This window comes from Xanthomonas graminis pv. graminis (assembly GCF_030168915.1).
Lineage (GTDB): Bacteria > Pseudomonadota > Gammaproteobacteria > Xanthomonadales > Xanthomonadaceae > Xanthomonas_A > Xanthomonas_A translucens.
Genome location: NZ_CP076255.1, coordinates 427,469 through 447,947, shown reverse-complemented (window position 1 = coordinate 447,947; position 20,479 = coordinate 427,469). Strand labels below are relative to the sequence as shown.

At 66.1% G+C, this 20,479-nt stretch carries 21 protein-coding genes; 11 read left to right on the top strand and 10 right to left on the bottom strand.

What is annotated here, in order from left to right; translation table 11 throughout:
• Nucleotides 1–155 precede the first annotated feature (155 nt).
• The 3 genes from KHF85_RS01930 to KHF85_RS01920 all read right to left on the bottom strand — a co-directional run bounded on the left by KHF85_RS01930 (nt 156) and on the right by KHF85_RS01920 (nt 3,772).
• Nucleotides 156–746, bottom strand: a complete 591-nt coding sequence (locus KHF85_RS01930) for a cytochrome c oxidase assembly factor Coa1 family protein (RefSeq protein WP_284568313.1) — start codon at nt 744–746, stop codon at nt 156–158.
• Between the two features lie 39 nt (nt 747–785).
• Nucleotides 786–3,005, bottom strand: coding sequence for a S9 family peptidase (locus KHF85_RS01925; protein ID WP_284568312.1), 2,220 nt, complete (start codon nt 3,003–3,005; stop codon nt 786–788).
• A 77-nt stretch (nt 3,006–3,082) separates the two neighbouring features.
• On the bottom strand, nt 3,083–3,772 hold the full coding sequence (locus tag KHF85_RS01920) for a glutathione binding-like protein (RefSeq protein WP_284568311.1): 690 nt from the start codon (nt 3,770–3,772) through the stop codon (nt 3,083–3,085).
• Between the two features lie 110 nt (nt 3,773–3,882).
• Here KHF85_RS01920 and KHF85_RS01915 point away from each other — a divergent pair, with 110 nt between their 5' ends.
• Together KHF85_RS01915 and KHF85_RS01910 are read left to right on the top strand one after the other, a co-directional pair.
• Complete coding sequence (locus tag KHF85_RS01915) at nt 3,883–4,494, top strand: TIGR00645 family protein (RefSeq protein WP_284568310.1); 612 nt, start codon at nt 3,883–3,885, stop codon at nt 4,492–4,494.
• A gap of 180 nt (nt 4,495–4,674) precedes the next feature.
• Entirely contained in the window at nt 4,675–5,688 is a 1,014-nt protein-coding gene (locus tag KHF85_RS01910; protein ID WP_284568309.1) for an energy transducer TonB, read from the top strand.
• Nucleotides 5,689–5,847: 159 nt separating this feature from the next.
• Here KHF85_RS01910 and KHF85_RS01905 read toward each other — a convergent pair whose 3' ends face one another.
• The 6 genes from KHF85_RS01905 to KHF85_RS01880 all read right to left on the bottom strand — a co-directional run bounded on the left by KHF85_RS01905 (nt 5,848) and on the right by KHF85_RS01880 (nt 11,172).
• The gene (locus KHF85_RS01905) at nt 5,848–7,029 is read right to left on the bottom strand and encodes an ABC transporter permease (RefSeq protein WP_284568308.1); all 1,182 of its coding nucleotides are present in this window, start codon (nt 7,027–7,029) and stop codon (nt 5,848–5,850) included.
• On the bottom strand, nt 7,026–7,772 hold the full coding sequence (locus tag KHF85_RS01900) for an ABC transporter ATP-binding protein (RefSeq protein WP_284568307.1): 747 nt from the start codon (nt 7,770–7,772) through the stop codon (nt 7,026–7,028). The genes KHF85_RS01905 and KHF85_RS01900 overlap by 4 nt, the downstream gene beginning before the upstream one ends.
• 31 nt (nt 7,773–7,803) lie before the next feature.
• Nucleotides 7,804–9,321, bottom strand: a complete 1,518-nt coding sequence (locus KHF85_RS01895) for an alpha/beta hydrolase (RefSeq protein WP_284568306.1) — start codon at nt 9,319–9,321, stop codon at nt 7,804–7,806.
• Between the two features lie 82 nt (nt 9,322–9,403).
• Nucleotides 9,404–9,604, bottom strand: coding sequence for a helix-turn-helix transcriptional regulator (locus KHF85_RS01890; protein WP_284568305.1), 201 nt, complete (start codon nt 9,602–9,604; stop codon nt 9,404–9,406).
• Nucleotides 9,601–10,182, bottom strand: coding sequence for a hypothetical protein (locus tag KHF85_RS01885; RefSeq protein WP_284568304.1), 582 nt, complete (start codon nt 10,180–10,182; stop codon nt 9,601–9,603). The genes KHF85_RS01890 and KHF85_RS01885 overlap by 4 nt, the downstream gene beginning before the upstream one ends.
• A 279-nt stretch (nt 10,183–10,461) precedes the next feature.
• Nucleotides 10,462–11,172 (bottom strand): FAD-binding oxidoreductase, encoded by a 711-nt coding sequence (locus tag KHF85_RS01880; RefSeq protein WP_058360896.1) that lies wholly within the window; start codon nt 11,170–11,172, stop codon nt 10,462–10,464.
• 138 nt (nt 11,173–11,310) lie between these two features.
• Between KHF85_RS01880 and KHF85_RS01875 the strand changes: the two genes are divergently transcribed.
• The 6 genes from KHF85_RS01875 to KHF85_RS01850 all read left to right on the top strand — a co-directional run bounded on the left by KHF85_RS01875 (nt 11,311) and on the right by KHF85_RS01850 (nt 17,597).
• Nucleotides 11,311–12,315: an ABC transporter ATP-binding protein gene (locus KHF85_RS01875; RefSeq protein WP_284568303.1), complete on the top strand. Its 1,005-nt coding sequence runs from the start codon at nt 11,311–11,313 to the stop codon at nt 12,313–12,315.
• Between the two features lie 21 nt (nt 12,316–12,336).
• Entirely contained in the window at nt 12,337–13,152 is an 816-nt protein-coding gene (locus KHF85_RS01870) for an ABC transporter permease (RefSeq protein WP_284568302.1), read from the top strand.
• A gap of 852 nt (nt 13,153–14,004) precedes the next feature.
• The gene (locus KHF85_RS01865) at nt 14,005–14,280 is read left to right on the top strand and encodes a pilus assembly protein (RefSeq protein WP_284568301.1); all 276 of its coding nucleotides are present in this window, start codon (nt 14,005–14,007) and stop codon (nt 14,278–14,280) included.
• 262 nt (nt 14,281–14,542) lie between these two features.
• Nucleotides 14,543–15,964, top strand: coding sequence for a pilus assembly protein TadG-related protein (locus KHF85_RS01860; RefSeq protein ID WP_284568300.1), 1,422 nt, complete (start codon nt 14,543–14,545; stop codon nt 15,962–15,964).
• A gap of 41 nt (nt 15,965–16,005) precedes the next feature.
• A complete protein-coding gene (locus KHF85_RS01855; RefSeq protein WP_230950752.1) occupies nt 16,006–16,758 on the top strand; it encodes a hypothetical protein in 753 nt (250 codons plus the stop codon).
• A gap of 11 nt (nt 16,759–16,769) precedes the next feature.
• A complete protein-coding gene (locus tag KHF85_RS01850) occupies nt 16,770–17,597 on the top strand; it encodes a TadE family protein (protein ID WP_284568299.1) in 828 nt (275 codons plus the stop codon).
• 127 nt (nt 17,598–17,724) lie between these two features.
• On the opposite strand, the gene KHF85_RS01845 is transcribed toward KHF85_RS01850, so the two are convergent.
• Entirely contained in the window at nt 17,725–18,681 is a 957-nt protein-coding gene (locus tag KHF85_RS01845; protein WP_284566649.1) for an IS1595 family transposase, read from the bottom strand.
• A gap of 89 nt (nt 18,682–18,770) precedes the next feature.
• On the opposite strand from KHF85_RS01845, the gene KHF85_RS01840 reads away from it, so the two are divergent.
• Genes KHF85_RS01840 through cpaB form a run of 3 tightly spaced genes read left to right on the top strand, consistent with a single transcriptional unit; the run spans nt 18,771 to nt 20,405 of the window.
• Complete coding sequence (locus KHF85_RS01840; RefSeq protein WP_284568298.1) at nt 18,771–19,331, top strand: hypothetical protein; 561 nt, start codon at nt 18,771–18,773, stop codon at nt 19,329–19,331.
• The gene (locus KHF85_RS01835; RefSeq protein ID WP_284568297.1) at nt 19,328–19,522 is read left to right on the top strand and encodes a hypothetical protein; all 195 of its coding nucleotides are present in this window, start codon (nt 19,328–19,330) and stop codon (nt 19,520–19,522) included. The genes KHF85_RS01840 and KHF85_RS01835 overlap by 4 nt, the downstream gene beginning before the upstream one ends.
• Nucleotides 19,523–19,562: 40 nt before the next feature.
• Nucleotides 19,563–20,405 carry a Flp pilus assembly protein CpaB gene (gene cpaB / locus KHF85_RS01830; RefSeq protein ID WP_284568296.1) on the top strand — a complete coding sequence of 281 codons (843 nt, stop codon included), beginning with the start codon at nt 19,563–19,565 and terminating at the stop codon, nt 20,403–20,405.
• The last annotated feature ends 74 nt before the right edge of the window (nt 20,406–20,479 follow it).

The window sequence follows — 20,479 nt, the reverse complement described above, 5'->3', positions numbered from 1 at the left end:
CGCGTACACACGGCGACACCGTCTGCGATCGGCAGCACGGCGACAGCGCGATGCACGGCATCCCTCCTGCCCGCGCAACGCAGCGACTCGACGGAACGGCCGGGCGGCTTGCGTCCCGTCTGCAAGCGCGGCGCACGCCGCGGCCGCAAGTGAGCTTAGTGCGTGCTATGCGCCTCGGCCGGCGCAGACGGATCCACTTCGGCCTGTTTCTCGCTGGCCGCATCCGCGTCGGAACCGGACTCGGCATCGGTTTCGCCGACGTCATCCTGGTCCGGCGCGACATCCTTGAGCAGCGGAATCGCCTCGCCGGCGTCGGGCAGCACCTGCAGCGTCGTGTAATGCCATTGGCCGGCATGGCGCTCGGCTTCGATGTACAAGGTGCCGTTGCCGCGCGCGCCGTGCAGCGACACGCTGAAATTGGCGCTGCCGGTGCCGTTGCTGGTGGAAATGCTGCCGCTGGGGATGATCCCGTCCTTGACCGGCGCGCCCAGCGCCGCGATGACCCGCTGGTCGCGCTGCGCGGCCATCAGGCCGACGCGGTACGGCTCGGACGCCTTGGTGACGCGCGCGATGCCGAGCACGAACACCGCCATCGAGGCAAGCAGCATCGCGCCGAGCAGCAACGCCAGCAGCGGCACCGCCCATTTCCAGTGGCGTGCCCACCAGCCCTTGCGGGCCGCTGTCGGCGGCGCGGCGGCAGTGGGATCGGACAAGGGCGAAGCGGGCAGCGGCGGCGGCGTGGACATGCAGACCTCCTTTTCGGCGAGCGTGGGTGCGGACGGCGGTCAGGGCTTCAGGCAACGCGCCAGAAACGCTTCGGTGGTGCGATAGAAGTGCAGCGCATTGCTGCCGGATAGGCCATGCTTGGCGCCGGGATAGGTCATCAGCTCGAACAGCTTGCCGCGTTTCTGCAGCTCGCTCATCAGCGAGGTGGAGTTGGTGAACAACACGTTGTCGTCGGCCATGCCGTGGATCAGCAGCAACTGCGAATTCAGGCCGTCCAGATGCGCGGCCACGCGGCTGTCGCGATAGCCGTCCGGATTGGCCGCGGGCAGGTTCATGTAGCGCTCGGTGTAGTGGCTGTCGTACAGCCCCCAATCGGTCACCGGCGCGCCGGCCACGCCGCAGGCATAGGCCTCGCTGTGCTTGGCCAGCAGCATCAGGGTCATGTAGCCGCCGTTGGACCAGCCGAACACGCCGATGCGCGCGGCATCCACCCACGGCTGCGCCTTCAGCCAAGCCACGCCGCGCAGCTGGTCGTCCACTTCCACCGTGCCCTGGCGCTGGTACAGCGCGCCGCCGAAATCGCGGCCGCGGCGCGGGGTGCCGCGGTTGTCGACCGAGAACACGATGTAGCCATGCTGGGCCAGATACTGGTCAAACAGCCCCGGCCAGACGTCGAACACGGTCTGCGAGGAAGGGCCGCCGTAGACGTAGACCACCACTGGATAGCGCTTGGCCGGGTCGAAGCCGGCCGGCTTGGTCAACCGGTAGTGCAGCGGGGTCTTGCCGTCGGCCGCGGTGAGGGTGCCGAACTCGACTGGACGCTGCGCATCGCGGTACTTGCTGTAGGGATGCTGCGGATCGGCCAGGTCGTTGACCAGCAGCGTGGCGATCTTTTCGCCGTTGGCGCGGAACAGTTCGATCTGCGGCGGCGTGGTGGTATTGGACCAGCTGTCGACGTAGACGCTGGCGTTCTTGGCGAAGCTGGCCCGATGATTGCCATTGGGCTTGGACAGCCGCTCGATCGCGCCGCCGGACAGCGGCACCGCATAGAGATGGGTCTGGGTCGGCGACTCCTTGGTCGCGGCGAAGTACACCTTACCGGCAACCTCGTCCACCGCCAGTACACCGTCCACGATCCACTCGCCTTGGGTCAGCGGCACCAGCTTGCGCCCGTCTTCCGACGCCAGGTACAGGTGCTCGTAGCCGCTGCGTTCCGAACCCCAGACGAAGCGCCCGTCCTTGAGGAAATGCAGGTCGTAGTTGAGCGGCACCCAGGTCTTGCTGGTCTCGGTGACCAGCACGCGCTGCTTGCCGCTGGCCAGGGTCGCCTCGATCAATTCGAGCTTTTTCTGGTCGCGCGACTGGCGCTGGAAGGTCAGCCGCTGCGGATCGCGCCAATCCACTCGCGCCAGGTAGATGTCCGGGTTCTTGCCCAGGTCGATCCACTGCGGCTGCGCGTCGGCGCGCGGCGCGATCGTGCCCAGCTGGATCGTGACGTTGGGCTGCCCGGCCTGCGGATAGCGCTGCTCGATCACCTCGGTGTGGTCGGCATACACCTCCGGACGCTTTTGCACCGGCACGCCGGATTCGTCGATGCGCGCGAAGGCGATCGCCGAATCGTCCGGTGCCCACCAGTAGCCGGTGTGGCGGCCCATTTCCTCATCGGCGACGAACTCGGCCACGCCGTTGCCGATCGTCTCGCTGCCGTCGCGGGTCAGCTGGTGCTGCTGGCCGCTGGCCAGGTCGATCACCCACAGGTTGCGCGCACGCACGAAGCTGACATAGCCGCCCTTCGGCGAGATCTTCGGATCGGTGGCGAAGCCTTCGCCATGGGTCAGCTTGCGCACCGCGGCGCGGCCGGTCTTGCGCAGATCGTACAGATACAGCTCGCCGCCGAGCGGGAACAGCAGCGCATGCGCATCCGGCGCCCACTGGTAATCGACGATGCCGGCATAGGCGGAAATGCGCTGGCGCTCGCGCCGCGCCTTTTCCTCGTCGCTCAGCGTCTCGGTGCCGGGCAGCACGACCTTCGCGTCCACCAGCAGGCGGGTCTGGCCGCTGGCGATGTCGTATTCCCACAGATCGAGCTGGTTGCGGTCGCTGTCCTTGCCGCGCAGGAAGGTCACCCGCGAACCGTCGGGCGCGACCTGCGGCTTCATCAAGGTCGGCCCGGACAGCGGCTTGCTGCCGGCGATGGCGTCCAGGGTCAGTTTTTCGGCGTGCGCGGGAACCAGAGACGTGGCGAGCATGAGGGCGAGAGCGGCGAATACGGAGCGCATGAAGTTTCCTGGGGGATTACGGAGCGCAGCGATCATGCGCGCCCGTCCAGGGTTTTAAAAGCGTGTCCCGTACCAGTTCAGCGCTGGCCGAACAAGTGCTTGCGTTCGGCGTCGCTGAGCGGCTTGCCGGCGTTCGGGTTGACCTGCTGCTTCAGCGCGTAGGCGCGCTGCGTGGCCGGGCGCGCACGAATGGCGTCGTGCCAGCGCTTGAGGTGCGGGAACGCGGCATAGTCGGGGGCGAGTCCGTTGTACACCTCGATCCACGGATAGCTGGCCATGTCGGCGATGCCGTATTCGGCGCCGGCCAGATAGTCGCTGTGCGCCAGGCGCCTGTCGAGCACGCCGTGCAGGCGCCGCACCTCGGCGTTGTAGCGGTCGATCGCGTAGCCGATCTTCTCCGGCGCATACACGTTGAAGTGGCCCATCTGCCCGCTCATCGGGCCGAGCCCGGCCATCTGCCAGAACAGCCACTCCAGCGCGACGATGCGCCCGCGCGGATCGGCCGGCAGGAAGCGCCCGGTCTTCTCGGCCAGGTACAGCAGGATCGCGCCGGACTCGAACACGCTCTGCGGCGCGCCGCCGTCGGCCGGCGCATGGTCCACGATCGCCGGCATCTTGTTGTTCGGCGAGATCGCCAGGAACGCCGGCGCGAACTGCTCGCCGGCACCGATGTTGACCGGCTTGATGGTGTAGTCCAGCCCGGCCTCTTCGAGCAGCAAGGTGACCTTGTGGCCGTTGGGCGTGGGCCAGTAGTAGAGATCGATCATGGCGGCGGTCCGGAAAGGGGGCGTCCAGTGTAGCCGTGGCGCGCGCTTGGCAGCATCCCGGCGGGCCAGTACCCTGCGCCTTCCTGCACCGCAGCATCCGATACCACGTCATGAGCCCGCCTGCGCCCGCGACGCCCCGCCTCAACCCGCTGTCCAGTCTGATCTTCGCCTCGCGCTGGCTGCAGTTGCCGCTGTACCTGGGGTTGATCGTGGCCCAGGGCGTCTATGTGTTCCTGTTCGGCAAGGAGTTGTGGCACCTGATCCACGAGGCGCCGAGCCTGGGCGAACAGCAGATCATGCTGATCGTGCTCGGCCTGATCGACGTGGTGATGATCTCCAACCTGCTGGTGATGGTGATCGTCGGCGGCTACGAAACCTTCGTCTCGCGGCTGGGCCTGGAAGGCCATCCGGACCAGCCGGAGTGGCTGAGCCACGTCAACGCCAGCGTGCTGAAGGTGAAGCTGGCGCTGTCGATCATCGGCATCTCCTCGATCCACCTGCTCAAGACCTTCATCGCGGTCGGCGCGCTGGGCGGCATGCCGCTGTGCTCGCCGGACCAATTGGCCAGTGCGGCGGCCACGGTGGACCTGAAGAGCTGTGCGACGCTGACCCAGACCGGCGTGCTGTGGCAGACCATCATCCACGGCATCTTCATCCTGTCGGCGATCGGCATCGCCTGGACCGACCGGCTGATGTCCGCGCCGGCGAAACCGGCGCACTGACCTCGCGTGCACGCGCTCACGCTTTTGCGGCGGTCGCCACGCGGCGGTCAAGCACGCGGCGGAAGTGGATGCTAGATTGATGGGCGGGGTGCGCTGGCAGGGAACGGGGGAGCCGTGCCGGCTGCATGGGAGAACCGCCGCTGCGTATTTCATTGCCATCACCGGGGAGTAGGGGGAAGCATGTTGCAGGTCACGACATTCGCGAAGGCGCGCCGCATGGCGCCGGTCTTGCTGCTCGCCGCGCTGGCGGCCTGTTCCAGGCAGGAAGACGCCGCGCCGGCCGCCACGCCGGCGGCGGCACCCGCAGCCACCGCGCCGGCCGCGCCGCCGGTCTCGGCCAAGGTGCAGTCGATGGGCACCGAGCAGTTGCACGCATCGGCCAGCCAGGCGCTGCGCGAGAACCGCATGTACGCGCCGGCCGGCAACAACGCGGTCGAGTACTACCTGGCGTTGCGCGACAAGCAGCCGGACGACGCCGGGGTCAAGAGCGCGCTGACCGACCTGATGCCGTACACGTTGATCGCCGCCGAGCAGAGCATCAACCGCGAAGACTTCGCGGAAGCGCAGCGGCTGGTCGCGCTGATCGAGAAGATCGACAGCCAGGCGCCGGCATTGCCGCGGCTGAAGCTGGGCGTGAGCAACGGCATGCAGTCCGCGGCGCAACGCAGCCACGAAGAGACCGACAAGGTCAAGAAGGAGGCCGAACAGAAGACCAAGCTGTTGGCCGAGCAGCAGAAGCAGGCGCAGCAGCAGGCCAGCGAGGCGCAGGCCGCGCAGCAGATCGCCGCGCAACAGGAAGCCGCGCGCCGCGAAAGCGCACGCCAGGAAGCCGAGCGCCAGGCCGCCGCTGCGCGCAGCGCGCCGACACCGGCCCCTGCCGCGGCCCCGGCCCCGGCCGCACAAGCTGCGGCACCTCCAGCGGCAGCCGCCGCCAGCCCCCAATCGCTGCGCGCGATCAGCACCCCGGCGCCGCGCTACCCGCCCGACGCGCTGCGCTCGGGCACCGCCGGCGAAGTGCTGCTGGAGATCACCGTCGGCACCGACGGCTCGGTCACCAGCGCGCGCGTGCTGCGCGCCACCCCGCCACGGGTGTTCGATCGCGAAGCGCTGACCGCCACCAAGCGCTGGCGCTTCGAGCCGGTCAGCGCGCCGGTCACGACGCGGCGCACGTTGGCGTTCAATCCCGGCGGTTGAGCGTGCAAAAAGCCCGGCATGTGCCGGGCTTTTTATCGGGACTCGGGACTCGGGACTCGGGACTCGGGACCCGTAAGAGCGAAGCCGCTTTAGCGCGATGATCCTGCAGCACAGGTGGTCGCCGCTTTTTCCGAGTCCCGGGTCCCGAGTCCCGCCCAATCACCCCGATATCGCCAACCGCTCCTGCCGGTAGCGGCGCACCGCGGCCAGCCACAGCACCGCGGCCAGGCCGAAGCCGGCGGCCAGGTATACCGCCCAGATCTGCAGGTCGATCGGTTCGCGGCGGATGATCTTCAACAGCATCTGGTTCTGCGCCAGGAACGGCACCGCGAACTGCCATAGCGTGGTCTTCAGCGGATACACCATCAACGCGTAACCGGGCAGCATCGGCAGCAGCATCAGCCAGGTCATGTGGCTCTGCGCTTCCTTCATGCTCTTGGCCGCGGCGGCCAGCACGGTCAGCAGCGAGGTGCCGATGAACAGCATCGGCAGCAGCACGAACAGCATCTGCAACATCGCCACGAAACCGACGTTGAGCTGGCGGCCGATGCCGCTGGCCACCTGCGCGCTGAGCTTGAATGCGAGCAGGGTCAGCAGCAGCGAGGCAAGCCCGACCACGCAGGCGGCGGCGATCTTGCCGCTGACGATGGCGCCGCGCGAGGCCGGCGTGGCCAGCAGCGGCTCCAGCGATTGCCGTTCGCGTTCGCCGGCGGTGGCGTCGAGGATCAGGTAGGCGCCGCCGATGAACGAGGTGATGCTCAGCAACACCGGCAGCAGCATCGCCAGCAGCACGCCGCGCTTGGCCTCGGCCGTGGCCAGGTCCTGGACCGCCATGTCCAGCGGCCGCGCCACCTGCGCATCGACGCCGCGCGCCAGCAGCCGCAGCGCGCCGACCTGCTGGCTGTACATGCTCAGCGCCGTCTGCACCCGCGTGGTCGGGATGTCGGCATCGCGGCGGGTGCTGTCCTTGATGATCTCCACCAGCGCCGGCCGCCCCTCGCGCCAGGCATTGGCGTAGTCCTCGTCGATCTTCAGCGCCAGGTCCACGTCCTGGCTGCGGATCGCCGCGGTCAGGTCCTTGGGCGGCGCGACCGCGTTGAGGCCTTGCGCGGCGAGGAACGCGACCAGGTTCGGCGCGCGTTCGCGGCCGATCACCGGGATGTCCAGCGGCTTGTCGATCTGGGTCCTGACCCGGCTCTCGGCCAGCGCGCCCATGCCCAGGATCAACGCCGGATACAGCAGCGGGCCGAGCAGCAGGGCCAGCGCCAGGGTGCGGCGGTCGCGCGAGAGATCGCGCAATTCCTTGCGCATCACGGTGAACACGGTTCGAAACAGGCTCATGCGTGCAGTCCCTCTTCGCTGCCGATCGCCTTGACGAAGGCGTCTTCCAGATTGTCTTCGCCGGTCAGGGCGCGCAGTTCGTCGGCGGTACCGGCGGCTACCACCGTGCCCTTGGCGACGATGACGATGCGATCGCACAGCGCCGCCACCTCCTGCATGATGTGGCTTGAGAAGATCACGCAGCGCCCCTCTGCGCGCAGCCCGCGCAGGAAGCCGCGCATCGCGCGGGTGGTCATCACGTCCAGGCCGTTGGTGGGTTCGTCGAGGATCACGTTGCGCGGGTCGTGGACCAGCGCGCGCGCGATCGCGGTCTTGGTGCGCTGGCCCTGGCTGAAGCCCTCGGTCTGGCGGTCGAGGATGTCGTCCATGTCCAGCGCCGCCGACAGCAGCCGCGTGCGTTCGGCGATGCGCGCCGCCGACAGCCCGTGCAGTTCGCCGAAGTAGGCGATGTTCTCGCGCGCGGTCAGGCGCTTGTACACGCCGCGCGCGTCGGGCAGCACGCCCAGCGCGCGACGCACCGCCAGCGGATCCTTGCCCACGTCGATGCCGTCCACCCGCACCTGGCCCTGGTCGGGCGTCATCAGCGTGTACAGCATGCGCAAGGTGGTGGTCTTGCCGGCGCCGTTGGGGCCGAGCAGGCCGGTGATCTGGCCGTCGGCGGCGGTGAAGCTGACCCCTTGCACCGCCTGCACGGTACCGGCCTTGGTCTTGAACGCCTTGTGCAGATTGTCGGCGACGATCATGCGCGGTCCTCCCTGCGAAACGCTGCGCGGCTCATGGTTCCCATCCGTTGAACGAAGTGAAGGCCGGCACGCCGCTCATCGCGTCCAGGCAGGTGGCGTCGAGCTGTTTGGCGTCGGCGTTCTCGAAGAACTGGCTCAGCAGCTTGGGCATGCAGCCCAGGGTCATGGTGCCGTGGCCCTGGCCGCGCACCACCAGGTGGCGGCCGTTGGGCAGGCCCTGCAGCACGCGCGCGGCGTAGCGCGGCGGGGTCACCGGATCCAGTTCGCCGGAGGTCAGCAGCACCGGCAGTTCGGAGGTGAACGGCGCGGTGAAATCGGCCGGACGCGTCCCGGTCGGCCATGCCGGACAGGCGGCGAAGAACATCTGCGCCACCTCCGGACCGAGCAAGGTGTCGGCGGCAGCGGCGGGTGGGTGGTAGCGGTCGGCATCCTCGGCGCAGATCACCGACCACTGCATGCCGCGGTTCATCTGCCCGTCCAGTTGCTTGCCCATCATCTTCGCCAGCGACATCAGCGGCGCATAACGCTCGTGCGCGGCCTCGTCCAGCACCAGCGGCAACAGCGAGGCGGTCTGCGGCGCATACGAGAACGAGAACGCCAGGCTGGTGACGGTATCGGCGGTCACCCGGTCGTGCTTGCTCTCGCCGCTGGCCGGATCGCGGTAATCCACCTGCGCCGGCGCCTGCCGCAACCGCTCCACCACCGTGCGCAGCTGCGCGCGGGTGTCCGTGGGAAAGCGCTTGGCGCAGGCCGGGGTGGCCCGGCACTGTTCGGACTGCAGCTTGATCGCATCCTCGAAGGTGGTGGCGAACTCGCCGCCGACCACCAGGTCGTTCGGCGCCACGCCGTCGATCACCACGCTGCGGGTATGCGCCGCATAGCGCGCCGCGTACTGCTGGGCGACGCGGGTGCCGTAGGAACCGCCGATCAGGTTGAGCTTGTCCGTGCCGAGCGCGGCGCGCACGGCGTCCAGGTCGGCGATGGCCTGGGTGGTGGTGTAGTAGCGCGGGTCGGCGCGGCCCTGCAGCGACTGCGCGCACCGCCCTGCATAGGCGAGCAACTCGTCCTTGGTGGGCGCGCGCGCCGGATCGGACAGCTGCATTTCCTTGCCGTCCGCGCCAAGGCAGGTCAGCGGATTGGATTGGCCGGTGCCGCGCTGGTCGATCAGGAACACATCGCGGCGCTTGCGGGTTTCGCGCAAGGCCATGTCGACGATGCTGGCCACCTCGGTCGCCGCCTGACCCGGGCCGCCGGCCAGGAAGAACACCGGATCCGGATCGCTGCCGCCCTGGCCGGTGACCGGCAACCAGGCGATGTTGAGCGCGATCTTGCGCCCGCCGGGCAGCGCCGGATTCTCCGCCACCGGCATGCGCGTGCATTGCGCCTCGACGTTGTTGGCCGCGACCGGACTGGTCAGCGTGCAGGGGTGGAAGCGCAGCATCCCGTAGCTGCGCCCCGCGTTCTGCGGCGCCGGCACGGCGGCGCCCTGGCAGGCGGCGAGCAGCAAGGTCGCCGCCACGACGGCGAGCGGTCTGCAGGGGTGTCGCATGGTTCGCATCCTTGAGGTCATGAGGTGCAGGATGCCATGCGGGAGCATGGCGTCGTAGGCGACCGATGGCAGGTCGCAGGGACTACTCGGAATCGTCGAACAGGAACACCTGTTCGATGCTGTGCGCGAACAGCCGCGCGATCCGGAACGCCAGCGGCAGGCTCGGATCGTACTTGCCGGTTTCCAACGCGTTGATGGTCTGCCGCGACACGCCCAGCCGCTCGCCCAGCTCGCCTTGCGACCAGCCGCAGGCCTCGCGCAGTTCGCGGATGCGGCTGTTCATTGATAGCGGCGCGCATTCACGCCTTTGGCGATGCCGTAGATCGCGCACAGCAGCGGGAACACCCACAGCATCGCCGCCGCTGCCGGCACTGCGATCGTGCCCGACGCCTGCAGGAAACCGGCGGTCATGTAGCCACCGGCGACCAGCCCGGCGGCGATGGCGATGGACTCCAGTTCGATGCGCCGCTGCATCTCGTCGGAGTCGCGCACAAAGCGCGCCACCGCACGGATCACCAGCGCCACCAGCAGCGCCGGCAGCAGCGCGATCAGCACCCGCGCCCAGTCCGCCTGCACGCTGTCGAGCAGGCGCTTCCAGCACAGCATCACCACGACGTACAGCAACATCGGCGGACCCAGTTCACGGTAGTAGCGGCGCGCCAGCGCCGGCACCGCGCTGTCGCGCAGGCTGCCCGACGACGACCACAGCATCAGCGCCAGCAACATGCCGCCGATGCACACACCGAACCACAGCCCGCGAAAGTAATCGTCGCCGCGCAACCACCGCAGCCACGGCGTGACCGCGAGCAAGGCCACGCTCACGCTCAGCACCACGATCGCGCTGCGCTTGCAGCGGGTCACGGCCGCACTCCGGCACCGGCAAGGCACGGATGACGGCGAACGGAGACTCCCACGACATTTTCCATACGACCCCCTGTCAAGCAAGCTTTACAGGAGGATGCGCGTGGACCGCGCCTCTGTCAAGCGTCCTTTACAGGCGGCGACAACCGAAATGACGTCGTGCTCGGTATGGCCCGCGCTGTCGGAGGGAAGCTCGGCCAGTCGGTGCGGCGGCAGCCGCGGCCGGCACGCTGCCGGCCATGCAGGCGCGCGGCCTGGCCGGCCGGTGCCGCGCAGCCGCTACTTGCTGCTGACGTACTTCTCGCGGCGGATGTGCTGCACCGGCAGGCCGGCCTCCTTCAGCGCATCGAAGCAGGCATCGACCATGTTCGGATTGCCGCACAGATAGGCGATGTCGCCGTCGGCCTGCGGCGCGAACTCGGCCAGGAACTGCTGCACGTAGCCGTGGCGCACGTCCGCATGCGGCGCGTCGGGCAGCTCGCGCGAGAAGCACGGTACGAAGCGGAACCCCGGATGCGCGTCGGCGAAGGCGCGGAACTCGTCGCCGTACAGCAGCTCGGCAGGCGTGCGCGCGCCCAGCAGCAACACCACCTCCGCGCCGCGCTCGGCCATCGCCGCTTGCAGCAGCGGCAGCATCGAGCGGTACGGGGTGACGCCGGTGCCGGTGGCGATCAGCAGGTAGCGGCGGTTGCTGTCGCCCTGGCCGAGGCAGAAGCGGCCGTAGGGACCGCTGGCCGACACCTGGCCGCCGATCTCCAGGCCTTCGAACAGGGCCGTGGCGGCGCCACCGGCGACGAAGCTGACCGCGATCTCGACCGTCGCATCGGCCGGCTGCGCCGGGTCATGGCGGGTCGCCAGCGAGTAGCTGCGCTTGGTCGCGGTGCCGTCGGCATAGTGGAAGTGCACCTGCACGAACTGGCCGGGCACGAACGGGAGCGGCTGGCCGTCGTCGCGGACGAAGCGGTAGTGGCCGACGGCCGGGGCCAGCATGTGGCGGTCGACCAGTTTCAACGGGAATTGGGCAGGCACGCGGATGCAACAGTCTATGGCCGGGGCCGAGCCCACGAGGTCTTCTATAATAGCGGCTGCATTTCTTCAGCGCCGTCAACACGGCGCGAAAGGTCCGCCTTGAATCCCGCCTCCCCGCTCCCCTCCTCCGCGCCGGTGCCCGCGCTGCGCGTGCGCGAGCTGCGCAAGACCTACGACAACGGCGTGCAGGCGCTGCACGGCGTGTCGCTGGATGTGCTGCCCGGCGACTTCTTCGCCCTGCTCGGCCCCAACGGCGCCGGCAAGTCCACCCTGATCGGCATCATCAGCTCGCTGGTCAACCTCAGCGCCGGCCAGGTCGAGGTGTTCGGCACCGACCTGGCCACCCAGCGCAGCGCGGCGATGCGCCTGCTCGGCCTGGCCCCGCAGGAGATCAACTTCAACCTGTTCGAGAACCCCTTCGACATCCTGGTCAACTACGCCGGCTTCTACGGCCTGACGCGCGCGCAGGCCGAGCGGCGGGCCGAAGTGGAACTCAAGCGCGCGCACCTGTGGGAGAAGGCGCAGGTGATGAGTCGCACCCTGTCCGGCGGCATGAAGCGGCGGCTGATGATCGCCCGCGCGATGATGACCCAGCCGCGCCTGCTGATCCTGGACGAACCCACCGCCGGCGTGGCCATCGAGATCCGCCGCGACATGTGGCGGCTGCTGCGCGAGATCAACGCCGCCGGGACCACCATCATCCTGACCACGCACTACCTGGAGGAAGCGGAAAACCTGTGCCGCAACCTGGCGATCATCGACCGCGGCCGTATCGTCGAACAGGGACCGATGCGCGACCTGCTGGCCAAACTCGACGTGGAAGGCTTCCTGCTCGACATCGACGGCGCACTGCCGGCGCAGCTGCCGGCGATCGAGGGCACCACCCTGCTGGCGCAGGACGCGCACACCCTGGACCTGGACATGCCGCGGGCGATGGACCTCAACCGCGTGTTCGCCGCGCTCGGCGCCGCCGGCATCCGCGTGCGCTCGATGCGCACCAAGAGCAACCGCCTGGAGGAACTGTTCGTGCGCCTGACCGGCGACCACCCGGACGGCGCAAGCGGCCCGGCGCCGGATTCGCCGCCGCCGCCGCCCGCCGCCTGACCCCTCTTTCGCTGGACACCAATGAACACCACCGCCAAACCGCAATCCCCCCTTCCCGAGACCACGCCGGCCCAGCGCAACTGGGTCGCGCTGGGCACCGTGGTGCGCCGCGAGGTCAAGCGCATCCTGCGCATCTGGGGCCAGACCCTGGTGCCGCCGGCGATCACCATGACCCTGTACTTCCTGATCTTCGGCGGGCTGATCGGCTCGCGCGTGGGCGACATGGGCGGCTACAGCTACATGCAGTTCATCGTCCCCGGCCTGGTGATGATGAGCGTGATCCAGAACAGCTACGGCAACATCAGCTCCAGTTTCTTCGGCGCCAAGTTCGGCCGCCACATCGAGGAACTGCTGGTCAGCCCGATGCCGAACTGGGTGATCCTGTGGGGCTATGTGGCCGGTGCGGTACTGCGCGGGCTGATGGTCGGCGTGCTGGTGCTGATCGTCGCCATGTTCTTCACCCCGGTGCGCATCCCGCACCCGCTGGTGACGCTGACCACGGTGCTGCTGGGCGCGACGATCTTCTCGCTGGCCGGCTTCATCAATGCCGTGTACGCGAAGAAGTTCGACGACGTGGCGATCGTGCCGACCTTCATCCTGACCCCGTTGACCTACCTGGGCGGCGTGTTCTATTCGGTGAAGCTGCTGCCCGGCTGGGCCGAGGCGGCGACCCACGCCAACCCGATCTTCTACATGGTCAACGCCTTCCGCTACGGCCTGCTGGGCAGCAGCGACGTGCCGGTGTGGGTGGCCTATGCGCTGATGCTGAGCTTCGTCGCGGTGCTCAGCGCGCTGGCGCTGTGGCTGCTGAAGCGTGGGGTGGGGTTGCGTAGCTGATCGGCGTGCGGCCCTGACGTATGCAGTATGTAGCCCGCGTGTTGCGGGCCGCACAGCAGGAACAACCCACATCCGATACACGGCGCGCCTCGCGGTAGCGGAACGACGCGAGGCGCGGCGGGTGCGCCTGAATCGCGCTCGGGACAAGGCATCGTCGGCATCGGCAGCGCAGCCACGTTCGACGGCAGAGCAGCTGCAGCGCGCGCCTGCCGAGAAAGCGACAGTCCAATCCCCCAGCGTCCGTGCTACGAAAGCCCCGCGTTCGTACGGCCGCTGGCCGACTGCGCCGCTGAACTGCGCGATCCCGTTGCACGGGAGCAGCGACGAGGCGACAGACGACCAACCTTCGAGAGCGTACGGCCTATCCCACTAATACGGAAAAATTGGGATATTCATTCCGATTTTTGCGCAACGGCGCCGCGCGCCCGGAAATCCAGGGAATGGCCGTATTCCCTATTCATCCAGATGGATGTCAGCGATGCAACCTTTTTGTATCAAAAATTCTCAGGATCGAGCTTGCCTGTGCGCTTTAGTCAACCAACACGCTGGCATTCCGAAATCAGCACAGAGTGAATCAATTGATGAAACGTCGCGCCTGAATTTTGACCAATTTCCGGGATGTGCATATCATATTTTGTCAACGTATTAACGTCATTTTTCTTGTTCCAGCAATTTGTTGACGCTAAAGTTTCATCGTCCGAGAAACATTTGTCAGCGATGTCAAATGTGCGGACCAAAGATCACTTCACAGCTATGCACATTTCACTTATGCAACCCACACGCCTACACGCAACCGCGCGGACGTAAGTGTGCGGCCGGTCCAGTAGGCGCCAGAGCCAAGGAGAGGATTCAATGAAACACCAACGCAGGCACATTCGTTTCGGCCGCAACCAGCTCGGCCAGGGTATGACCGAGTACATCATCATCGTGGCCCTGATCGCGATCGCGGCGATCGGCGTGTTCACGTTCTTCGGCGGCACCGTCCGTAGCCAGGTCGCCGGTATGGCGCAGGAACTGTCGGGTAAAGACGCCAAGGAGATGATCGGCCGCGCTGGCACCAATGCTGGTCAGGCACAGCAGCAGGCACAGAACGACAAGGGCATGGCCAAGTACAACGGCAACAAGTAAAGCCCTTGCCACCATCTGCCCGAGCAAGGGCAGATGGTGGCCTGTTATCGGTTGTGCAGGCAGCAGCCATAGGCAGGCCCCTGCGCTTTAGTGAGTAACCCAATCCATGGAACCCAGCCGGGCACGATGCGCATGCGTCGCGCTCTGCACGGGATGTTGCCTGAAGGAAGCCGCATGGTGATCATCGTCGCCGCCGCCCCCCCCGACCACGAATGCCGCGCCAGCGCCAGCGTGCACCCGTTCCAGGATGGAAGGGCAGGCCATGCCGATGGTGCTGGTGTTTTTGATGGTGCTGTGCGTTGGCTTGCTGGTGACATTCAACACTGGCCAGGTGGTCGGCAAGAAAGTCGAACTCACCAACGCCGCTGATGCCGCGGCGTACAACATCGCTATCGAGCAGGCGCGCGCGCGCAATTTCGCGGCCTATCTGAATCGCGGACGCGTTGCCAATGAGGTGGCGGTCGCGCAGATCGTCAGCCTGAACTCCTGGCTGACCATGGTCCATTCCACCACGGTCCACTTCGAAAAATTCAACAAGTTCGCCGAAGTCCTGCTGTTTTGGGTACCTGGCCTAGAGGAAGCGCTGATCGCCATTGATCGCGCAATGACCGTGCTTAACAGAGCCATCAAGGCCTTCCGAACCATCTTTCTGCAGGCCGCGAATACCACCACGACCTGGCTGGACCAGGCACTCGACCACCCCTATTCGTTGGCCGCCGAGGCAGCAACAAGCACGTTCGCGTCAGAAGACAACGTCTTCACGATGGCGAGCACAGTGGTCAAGGACAACGTGCCAGATGCCGACCTGACGACGGCCGGCAAGTTCCTGCTTGCAAACAACGTTCGCTTGGCCGGCAACCAACTTCAATCCTATGATCCTGGCCGTGGCACAGGTCTGAGACGTGTCAATCAAGGCGGCGAGCGTTATCGCAATGTCGTGATGGCGTCTCGCGACACGTTCACGCGCGCGCGCGACGGCACCGCGTTCGGGGTGTTCAACAACAATGGCGGCACCGACATGGTCGAGTATGATCGCTGGTCGGGGGTAGACGCCTTTCAGTTCCAGCTGCCCTTGTTCTTGAAGACCTTCAAGTTTCCAATCGGCTGGGGCGGTACCCAGGCGGTGAGCGGGCGCAAACCGAATTTCTTCGCCGGCATGAACAATGGGCAGGGTTGGCAATCCCCCTATGACGGTCACCGCTACCAAGCCTACAACGGCACCCGCAGTAGCGATATCGCTGGCAGATTCATCGAAGGCGACCCCGCTGTCGCGCCGGAATTCAGGCGCGACAGGGCATTCATCATTGGTTATCGCTATGGCATCAGCCCCCGGTATCACGACGTCAAGGACACCTATTCGCAAAGTCCTGATGGCCCCAACGCGGGGCCGATCTATACCGTCGAAGTGGGTACTCAGATCGCCAAGGCTCGTACCAGTTCCGCGCTGAAGATCGGGAACGGACGCATGCAACTCAACGACGAGGCGCACGGCGAGCAACTGCGTGCGATGGCAAGCGCGCAGGTCTACTTCAACCGGCCCTATGAACTCAGCGCCTTCCGGCGCTCGGTGTGGGGCAGAGGCGATGGAAAGTTCGAAAAAGGCAGCCTGTTCAGCCCTTACTGGCAGGCACGCCTGGTGAAGACTCCCGATTTTGACCGTAGATTCCTGGTGGCTGCTCCATGATGTTATCGACCAACCGACTTCGCCCCTTGGCACTTGTGTGCATGGCTTCTCTCGCTTTCACCGCAGGTTGCCAATCGCATGATGCGGCAGAAGGCAATAGCGGCGAAGAATCTTCGTCCTCCGAAAGTGGCGTCAAGTTACTACCCGCACTCCACGTGATCCTGACATGGGAATCGCGCATGGGAGGCGAAAACTGGGAGCGCAAGAACTATCAGGCGAAGCTGGATGCCTGTCGTAGTTCAGGCATGCCTATGCGTGCGCTCTCCGCAGAAGAAGAGGCGAAGCTGGGAACAGGCGAGGTCGAGATCATGATCGACGCCCACCGCCAGTTCGCACATCAGGTCAGTTGGACGCTTGGCGTCGACGGCGACAGCGCGCAAGCCACCTGCATGATCAAGCTTGAGCAACACACGGATAAGAGCAGTGTCGAAGACACGAGCGGCATGTACACCGCGCTGGATAGCGACGCCCGAACCCAAGAGCGTCAGAATGTTCAGTCAATTGGCTGGAAGTTGGCGGGCGAGAGCCAGATCAAGGGACAGCCGTGCACGCGCTGGCAAAACGGCAAGCAGGAAGTGTGCATGTGGTCTGGCGGCATCAAGTGGGGCTTTTCCGATTCGCCAGCTGATGTTGCTGGCTGCACGGTTGACGGCGCAGGCAACTATCTGCAGTCCATTCCACTGGACGCAAAGCCGCTCCAGGGTGGCAACGGTTGCTTGCTGCAGGTCAAATCGTTCAGCCTCGGCAGCGGCCTGATTCCTTCCAACGTGGCGGGTGGGAAGGAAGAAAATTAGGAGGACGCAGGATGAAGACGACGTTCTTTTCACCAGCGCGCAGGATGCGCGGACAGGGGATGGTGGAGCTGGCGGTGTGTGCCGCCTTGCTCGTGCCGCTGTTCCTGCTGATTCCCGTCGTCGCCAAACTGGGGCATAGCAAGCAGATGGCGATGCAGGCTGCACGCAATGCCGCCTGGGAGGCCAGCGTGGCCAACAACTATCAACCGCCGGGCCGCGCGCTGTTGCAGCAACGAGCGCTGGACCGCAGCTTTGCCGATGCCGATACGCCAATTACTAGTCGCGTGTCTAGCAGCAGTGGCGCTTTCGCCGACCAGATGCTCAATACTTTTTCGAACAGGAAGCTACTGGAAAAAAGCGACCTGTCAATCACGCGGACCAGCAACGGCGGTTCGCCCGGCTATGTCGACAACGCGGCCGCGCTGGTACCGCAGAATTTTGCCGACAACGCGTTCCCCCCCAATCGCAACGGCTATGTCACTGCAGAGGTGGCACTGAACTATCGCGACCTGAAGACAACGGATGGGCGACCTGCGCGTTTCCTGGAACCGCTGGACAATCTCAATCTGGTCGACAAGCGCCACCAGACCCTGTTGACGGATGCCTGGAATGCTTCCGGTCCGCGCAGCGGACCGCGTAGCGTGGTCAGCGCAGTGCGTCCGTTGGCGCCGGTGTCGTACTTCAGTGGTCTCGATCGCATCTTCGACATGGTAAAGCCGTTAAAGCCCATCCTGCCGATGGTCGGCTCCCTCGGCGACCTGGAACTGGGCACCATCGAGCCGGACATCGTGCCCGCGGACAAGCTGGCAAACTCTCCGATCAAGCCGGTCAAGCCATGAGCGCGCGGGTCTGCCATCGCATGCGCACGAGCGCGCTGGGCGCGCTGCTGTCCGGTCTGGCGTCGCAGCCGGTGCGTGCCGTGGACTGGCCCGACGTCCCGGTCCCGGACGCGGCCTCGGGGCCTGATTAGCGCTGTGTCTCAGCTGTCGTACGCAGTTGCTGCTCTGTGAGCCTTCCCGCGCCGGCCAGGGCACTGGCCAGGCGCGGCACCATGGCGGCCAGGTTGAAGCGGCGATTGAAGCGGTAGGCATGCGCATGCAGGTAGCGCGCGCCGTATTTGGGGAAGTCCACCGCATGGTGGGTGCCGCTAAGCGCCGTTTTGAGATTGCCCAGGATCGTATTGACCCAACGCAGACGAGGCTGCTGGACGCCTTTGCGGCCGCTTCCGGTCACGATGGCATCGTGGGTCAGGCCTGCCCAGCCCACACCGGTGAACGCTGTCAGCCCATCACTGACGACATGGGTGCCCGGTGCCAGTGCCTGCTGAGCCCACGTGTGCACGACGCTTCTTCGGAAGCTGGAGACCACATCCAGGCGGAGATAGCGCGGGCGCCCTTGATGCAGGGAAACCGCTGCAATAAACGGCACTTTATTGCGCCACTGCGGTTGGCCTGGACCACCGGCGCGTTCGCCGCCCAGATAGGCATCATCGATCTGGACCTCTCCGTCGAGCCGGCGTGACTGCTCACGATCGGCCATCGCCGACATCACTTTGTGCTTGATCCGCCATGCAGTGCGATAGCACACGCCCAGTTGCCGAGCCAGTTCCAGCGCAGCAATTCCGTTCTTGGCTTGGCTCACCAGATAGATGGCCAGCCACCACACCCGCAAGGGAAGCTTGGTGTCTGCCATGGGCGTGCCGGCGGTCAAGCTGGTCTGTACCCGGCAGCGCGCGCACTGCCACAGGTGCTGGCGTCCCCGCTCAAAGCCACTGGCATGCGTGTGTCCGCACTGCGGACACACGAAGCCATTGGGCCACCTGGCCTGAACCAAGGCCTCGACACATTGCGCCTCGGAGCCGTAGCGGCTCAGAAAAGCCGGAATCGAAAGCCCCTTTTGGAACTGGATCCGATTGAGCGTCATCGCCGTATCTCACTGAAGAACCTGCATTTCTAAACCAAGGCAGCATCACCAGCTGAGACACAGCGCTAATCAGGGCCTCGGGGGAGGTCGTGTCCGATCACATGCTCTACAACGGCATCGCGATGCGCGCCAGCCGTTTCAGCGTCGCCCAGTCGCCGCGGCAGGTCGAGCAGTTCTATCGAAAGGAATGGGGCGATCTGGTTGTGGCGACGCCGGCCGGCAGCAAGACCGTGCTCGGCCACATGACCAAGAGCGGCTATTACATCACGGTGGAACTGAGCGGCGACGCCAATCGCACGCAGGGCCAGATCGGGGTGATGGAAATTCCGAAGAAGGATCTTCCCGCCGGCGAGGTCGGCAAAGGCTTCGGGCGCCTACCTGACACGCAGGTCGCCGAGGACATCGTCTACATGGATACGCCGCGTCACGTCAGGACACTGAGCATGCTCAACCGCTATACCCCGCTGCAGAACCAACAGTACTACGCGCGGCACTTCGCGGCGCAGGGCTATGCCCGCGACGGCTCTTCGTCGGCGTGTACGGCGAGCAGCCCGCATTGCGTTTCCCGTTTCACCCGGCAGGACGATCGCGTGACGGTCACCGCGAGCCGAGGGCAGACCGGCACCGTGATCGTGGCGGTGGTCGAATGAACGCGCTCGCCGTGCCTGGCCGACACCTGCAACGCGGCCAGTCCACGATCGAATACACCGTGGTGGTCGTGGCCCTGGCGATCGTGCTGATCGCCAAGCCCGATGTGATCACCGAACTGGCGACAGCCCTGAAAGATCTCTATGCCGCCTTCGTCTACGCCATCTCGGCGTCCGACGTGCCGGTGGGTTGATCCCCTTCCCTCGCGATGACCCACCCGACGGCGCCTCTTCATGCAGAAACCCAAACTCAGCAAGAACGTCCTTTTCATCCTGATCGCGGTGGTCATGGCCGGCCTGGCCGCCTTCATCGCGGTCAGCTACATCCGCACCACCGTGGCCGAACGCACCCAGGACAATCGGCCGATGGTCGACGTCGCGGTACCCGTGAACGATCTGCCGCAGGGGACGATCCTGCAGGGCAGCGATCTGGCCCTGCGCACGGTCCCTGCCGAATTCGCGCCCGCCGATGCGGTCACGCCGGACAACCACGCCCAGTTCGAAGGCAGGATGCTGCGGGCACCGGCGCGTGGCGGCGCACCGCTGAGCGCCAGTGCCCTGGTCCCGTTGTACGACCAGTTCTCGCGACTGATTCCCAGGGGCAAGGTCGCCTACACGATGAGCGTGGACGAGAACAATTCGATCTCGGGCATGATCGCGCCAGGCGACCTGATCGACATCTTCTTCGTCAAGGACGCCCCCACCGGCAGCGATGGTGGCGCTGGCGGCCAGGCAGCGGGCGCGCAGGTGTTCCCGCTGCTGCAGAAGATCAAGGTACTGGCGGCCGGCAGCCGCATCGGCGAGGTGCCGACGCCGAAGGAAGGCGAGGAATCCAACACGTCCACCGGCTTCTCCAGCGTCACCCTGGAGCTGGATCAGTACCAGGCCAAGCAGTTGGCCGTCGCCTCCAAGGTGGGCGCGGTCCGCGTGCTGTTGCGCGAAGTACAGGACACCTCGCCCGGCGCGGCGACGGGCATGAGCGAGAGTCAGTTGTTGCGATCGCTGGGATCGGGCGATCCGGAGAGCATGGGCAGCGGAAGCAGCCGCGTGGAATTCATCATTGGCGGAAAGGGTTGAGCATGAGGCAAGCAGCACGCCGTCGCAGGAGCAAGGCCGGGACATCGGCGCCATGGTTGGCCGGCTTGCTGCTG

Excerpts from the sequence above, each read along its gene's own strand:
- KHF85_RS01930 (WP_284568313.1), bottom strand. The coding sequence starts at position 746 with ATGTCCACGCCGCCGCCGCTGCCCGCTTCGCCCTTGTCCGATCCCACT.
- KHF85_RS01925 (WP_284568312.1), bottom strand. The coding sequence starts at position 3,005 with ATGCGCTCCGTATTCGCCGCTCTCGCCCTCATGCTCGCCACGTCTCTG.
- KHF85_RS01920 (WP_284568311.1), bottom strand. The coding sequence starts at position 3,772 with ATGATCGATCTCTACTACTGGCCCACGCCCAACGGCCACAAGGTCACC.
- KHF85_RS01915 (WP_284568310.1), top strand. The coding sequence starts at position 3,883 with ATGAGCCCGCCTGCGCCCGCGACGCCCCGCCTCAACCCGCTGTCCAGT.
- KHF85_RS01910 (WP_284568309.1), top strand. The coding sequence starts at position 4,675 with ATGTTGCAGGTCACGACATTCGCGAAGGCGCGCCGCATGGCGCCGGTC.
- KHF85_RS01905 (WP_284568308.1), bottom strand. The coding sequence starts at position 7,029 with ATGAGCCTGTTTCGAACCGTGTTCACCGTGATGCGCAAGGAATTGCGC.
- KHF85_RS01900 (WP_284568307.1), bottom strand. The coding sequence starts at position 7,772 with ATGATCGTCGCCGACAATCTGCACAAGGCGTTCAAGACCAAGGCCGGT.
- KHF85_RS01895 (WP_284568306.1), bottom strand. The coding sequence starts at position 9,321 with ATGCGACACCCCTGCAGACCGCTCGCCGTCGTGGCGGCGACCTTGCTG.
- KHF85_RS01890 (WP_284568305.1), bottom strand. The coding sequence starts at position 9,604 with ATGAACAGCCGCATCCGCGAACTGCGCGAGGCCTGCGGCTGGTCGCAA.
- KHF85_RS01880 (WP_058360896.1), bottom strand. The coding sequence starts at position 11,172 with ATGCTGGCCCCGGCCGTCGGCCACTACCGCTTCGTCCGCGACGACGGC.
- KHF85_RS01870 (WP_284568302.1), top strand. The coding sequence starts at position 12,337 with ATGAACACCACCGCCAAACCGCAATCCCCCCTTCCCGAGACCACGCCG.
- KHF85_RS01865 (WP_284568301.1), top strand. The coding sequence starts at position 14,005 with ATGAAACACCAACGCAGGCACATTCGTTTCGGCCGCAACCAGCTCGGC.
- KHF85_RS01860 (WP_284568300.1), top strand. The coding sequence starts at position 14,543 with ATGCCGATGGTGCTGGTGTTTTTGATGGTGCTGTGCGTTGGCTTGCTG.
- KHF85_RS01855 (WP_230950752.1), top strand. The coding sequence starts at position 16,006 with ATGGCTTCTCTCGCTTTCACCGCAGGTTGCCAATCGCATGATGCGGCA.
- KHF85_RS01850 (WP_284568299.1), top strand. The coding sequence starts at position 16,770 with ATGAAGACGACGTTCTTTTCACCAGCGCGCAGGATGCGCGGACAGGGG.
- KHF85_RS01845 (WP_284566649.1), bottom strand. The coding sequence starts at position 18,681 with ATGACGCTCAATCGGATCCAGTTCCAAAAGGGGCTTTCGATTCCGGCT.
- KHF85_RS01835 (WP_284568297.1), top strand. The coding sequence starts at position 19,328 with ATGAACGCGCTCGCCGTGCCTGGCCGACACCTGCAACGCGGCCAGTCC.
- cpaB (WP_284568296.1), top strand. The coding sequence starts at position 19,563 with ATGCAGAAACCCAAACTCAGCAAGAACGTCCTTTTCATCCTGATCGCG.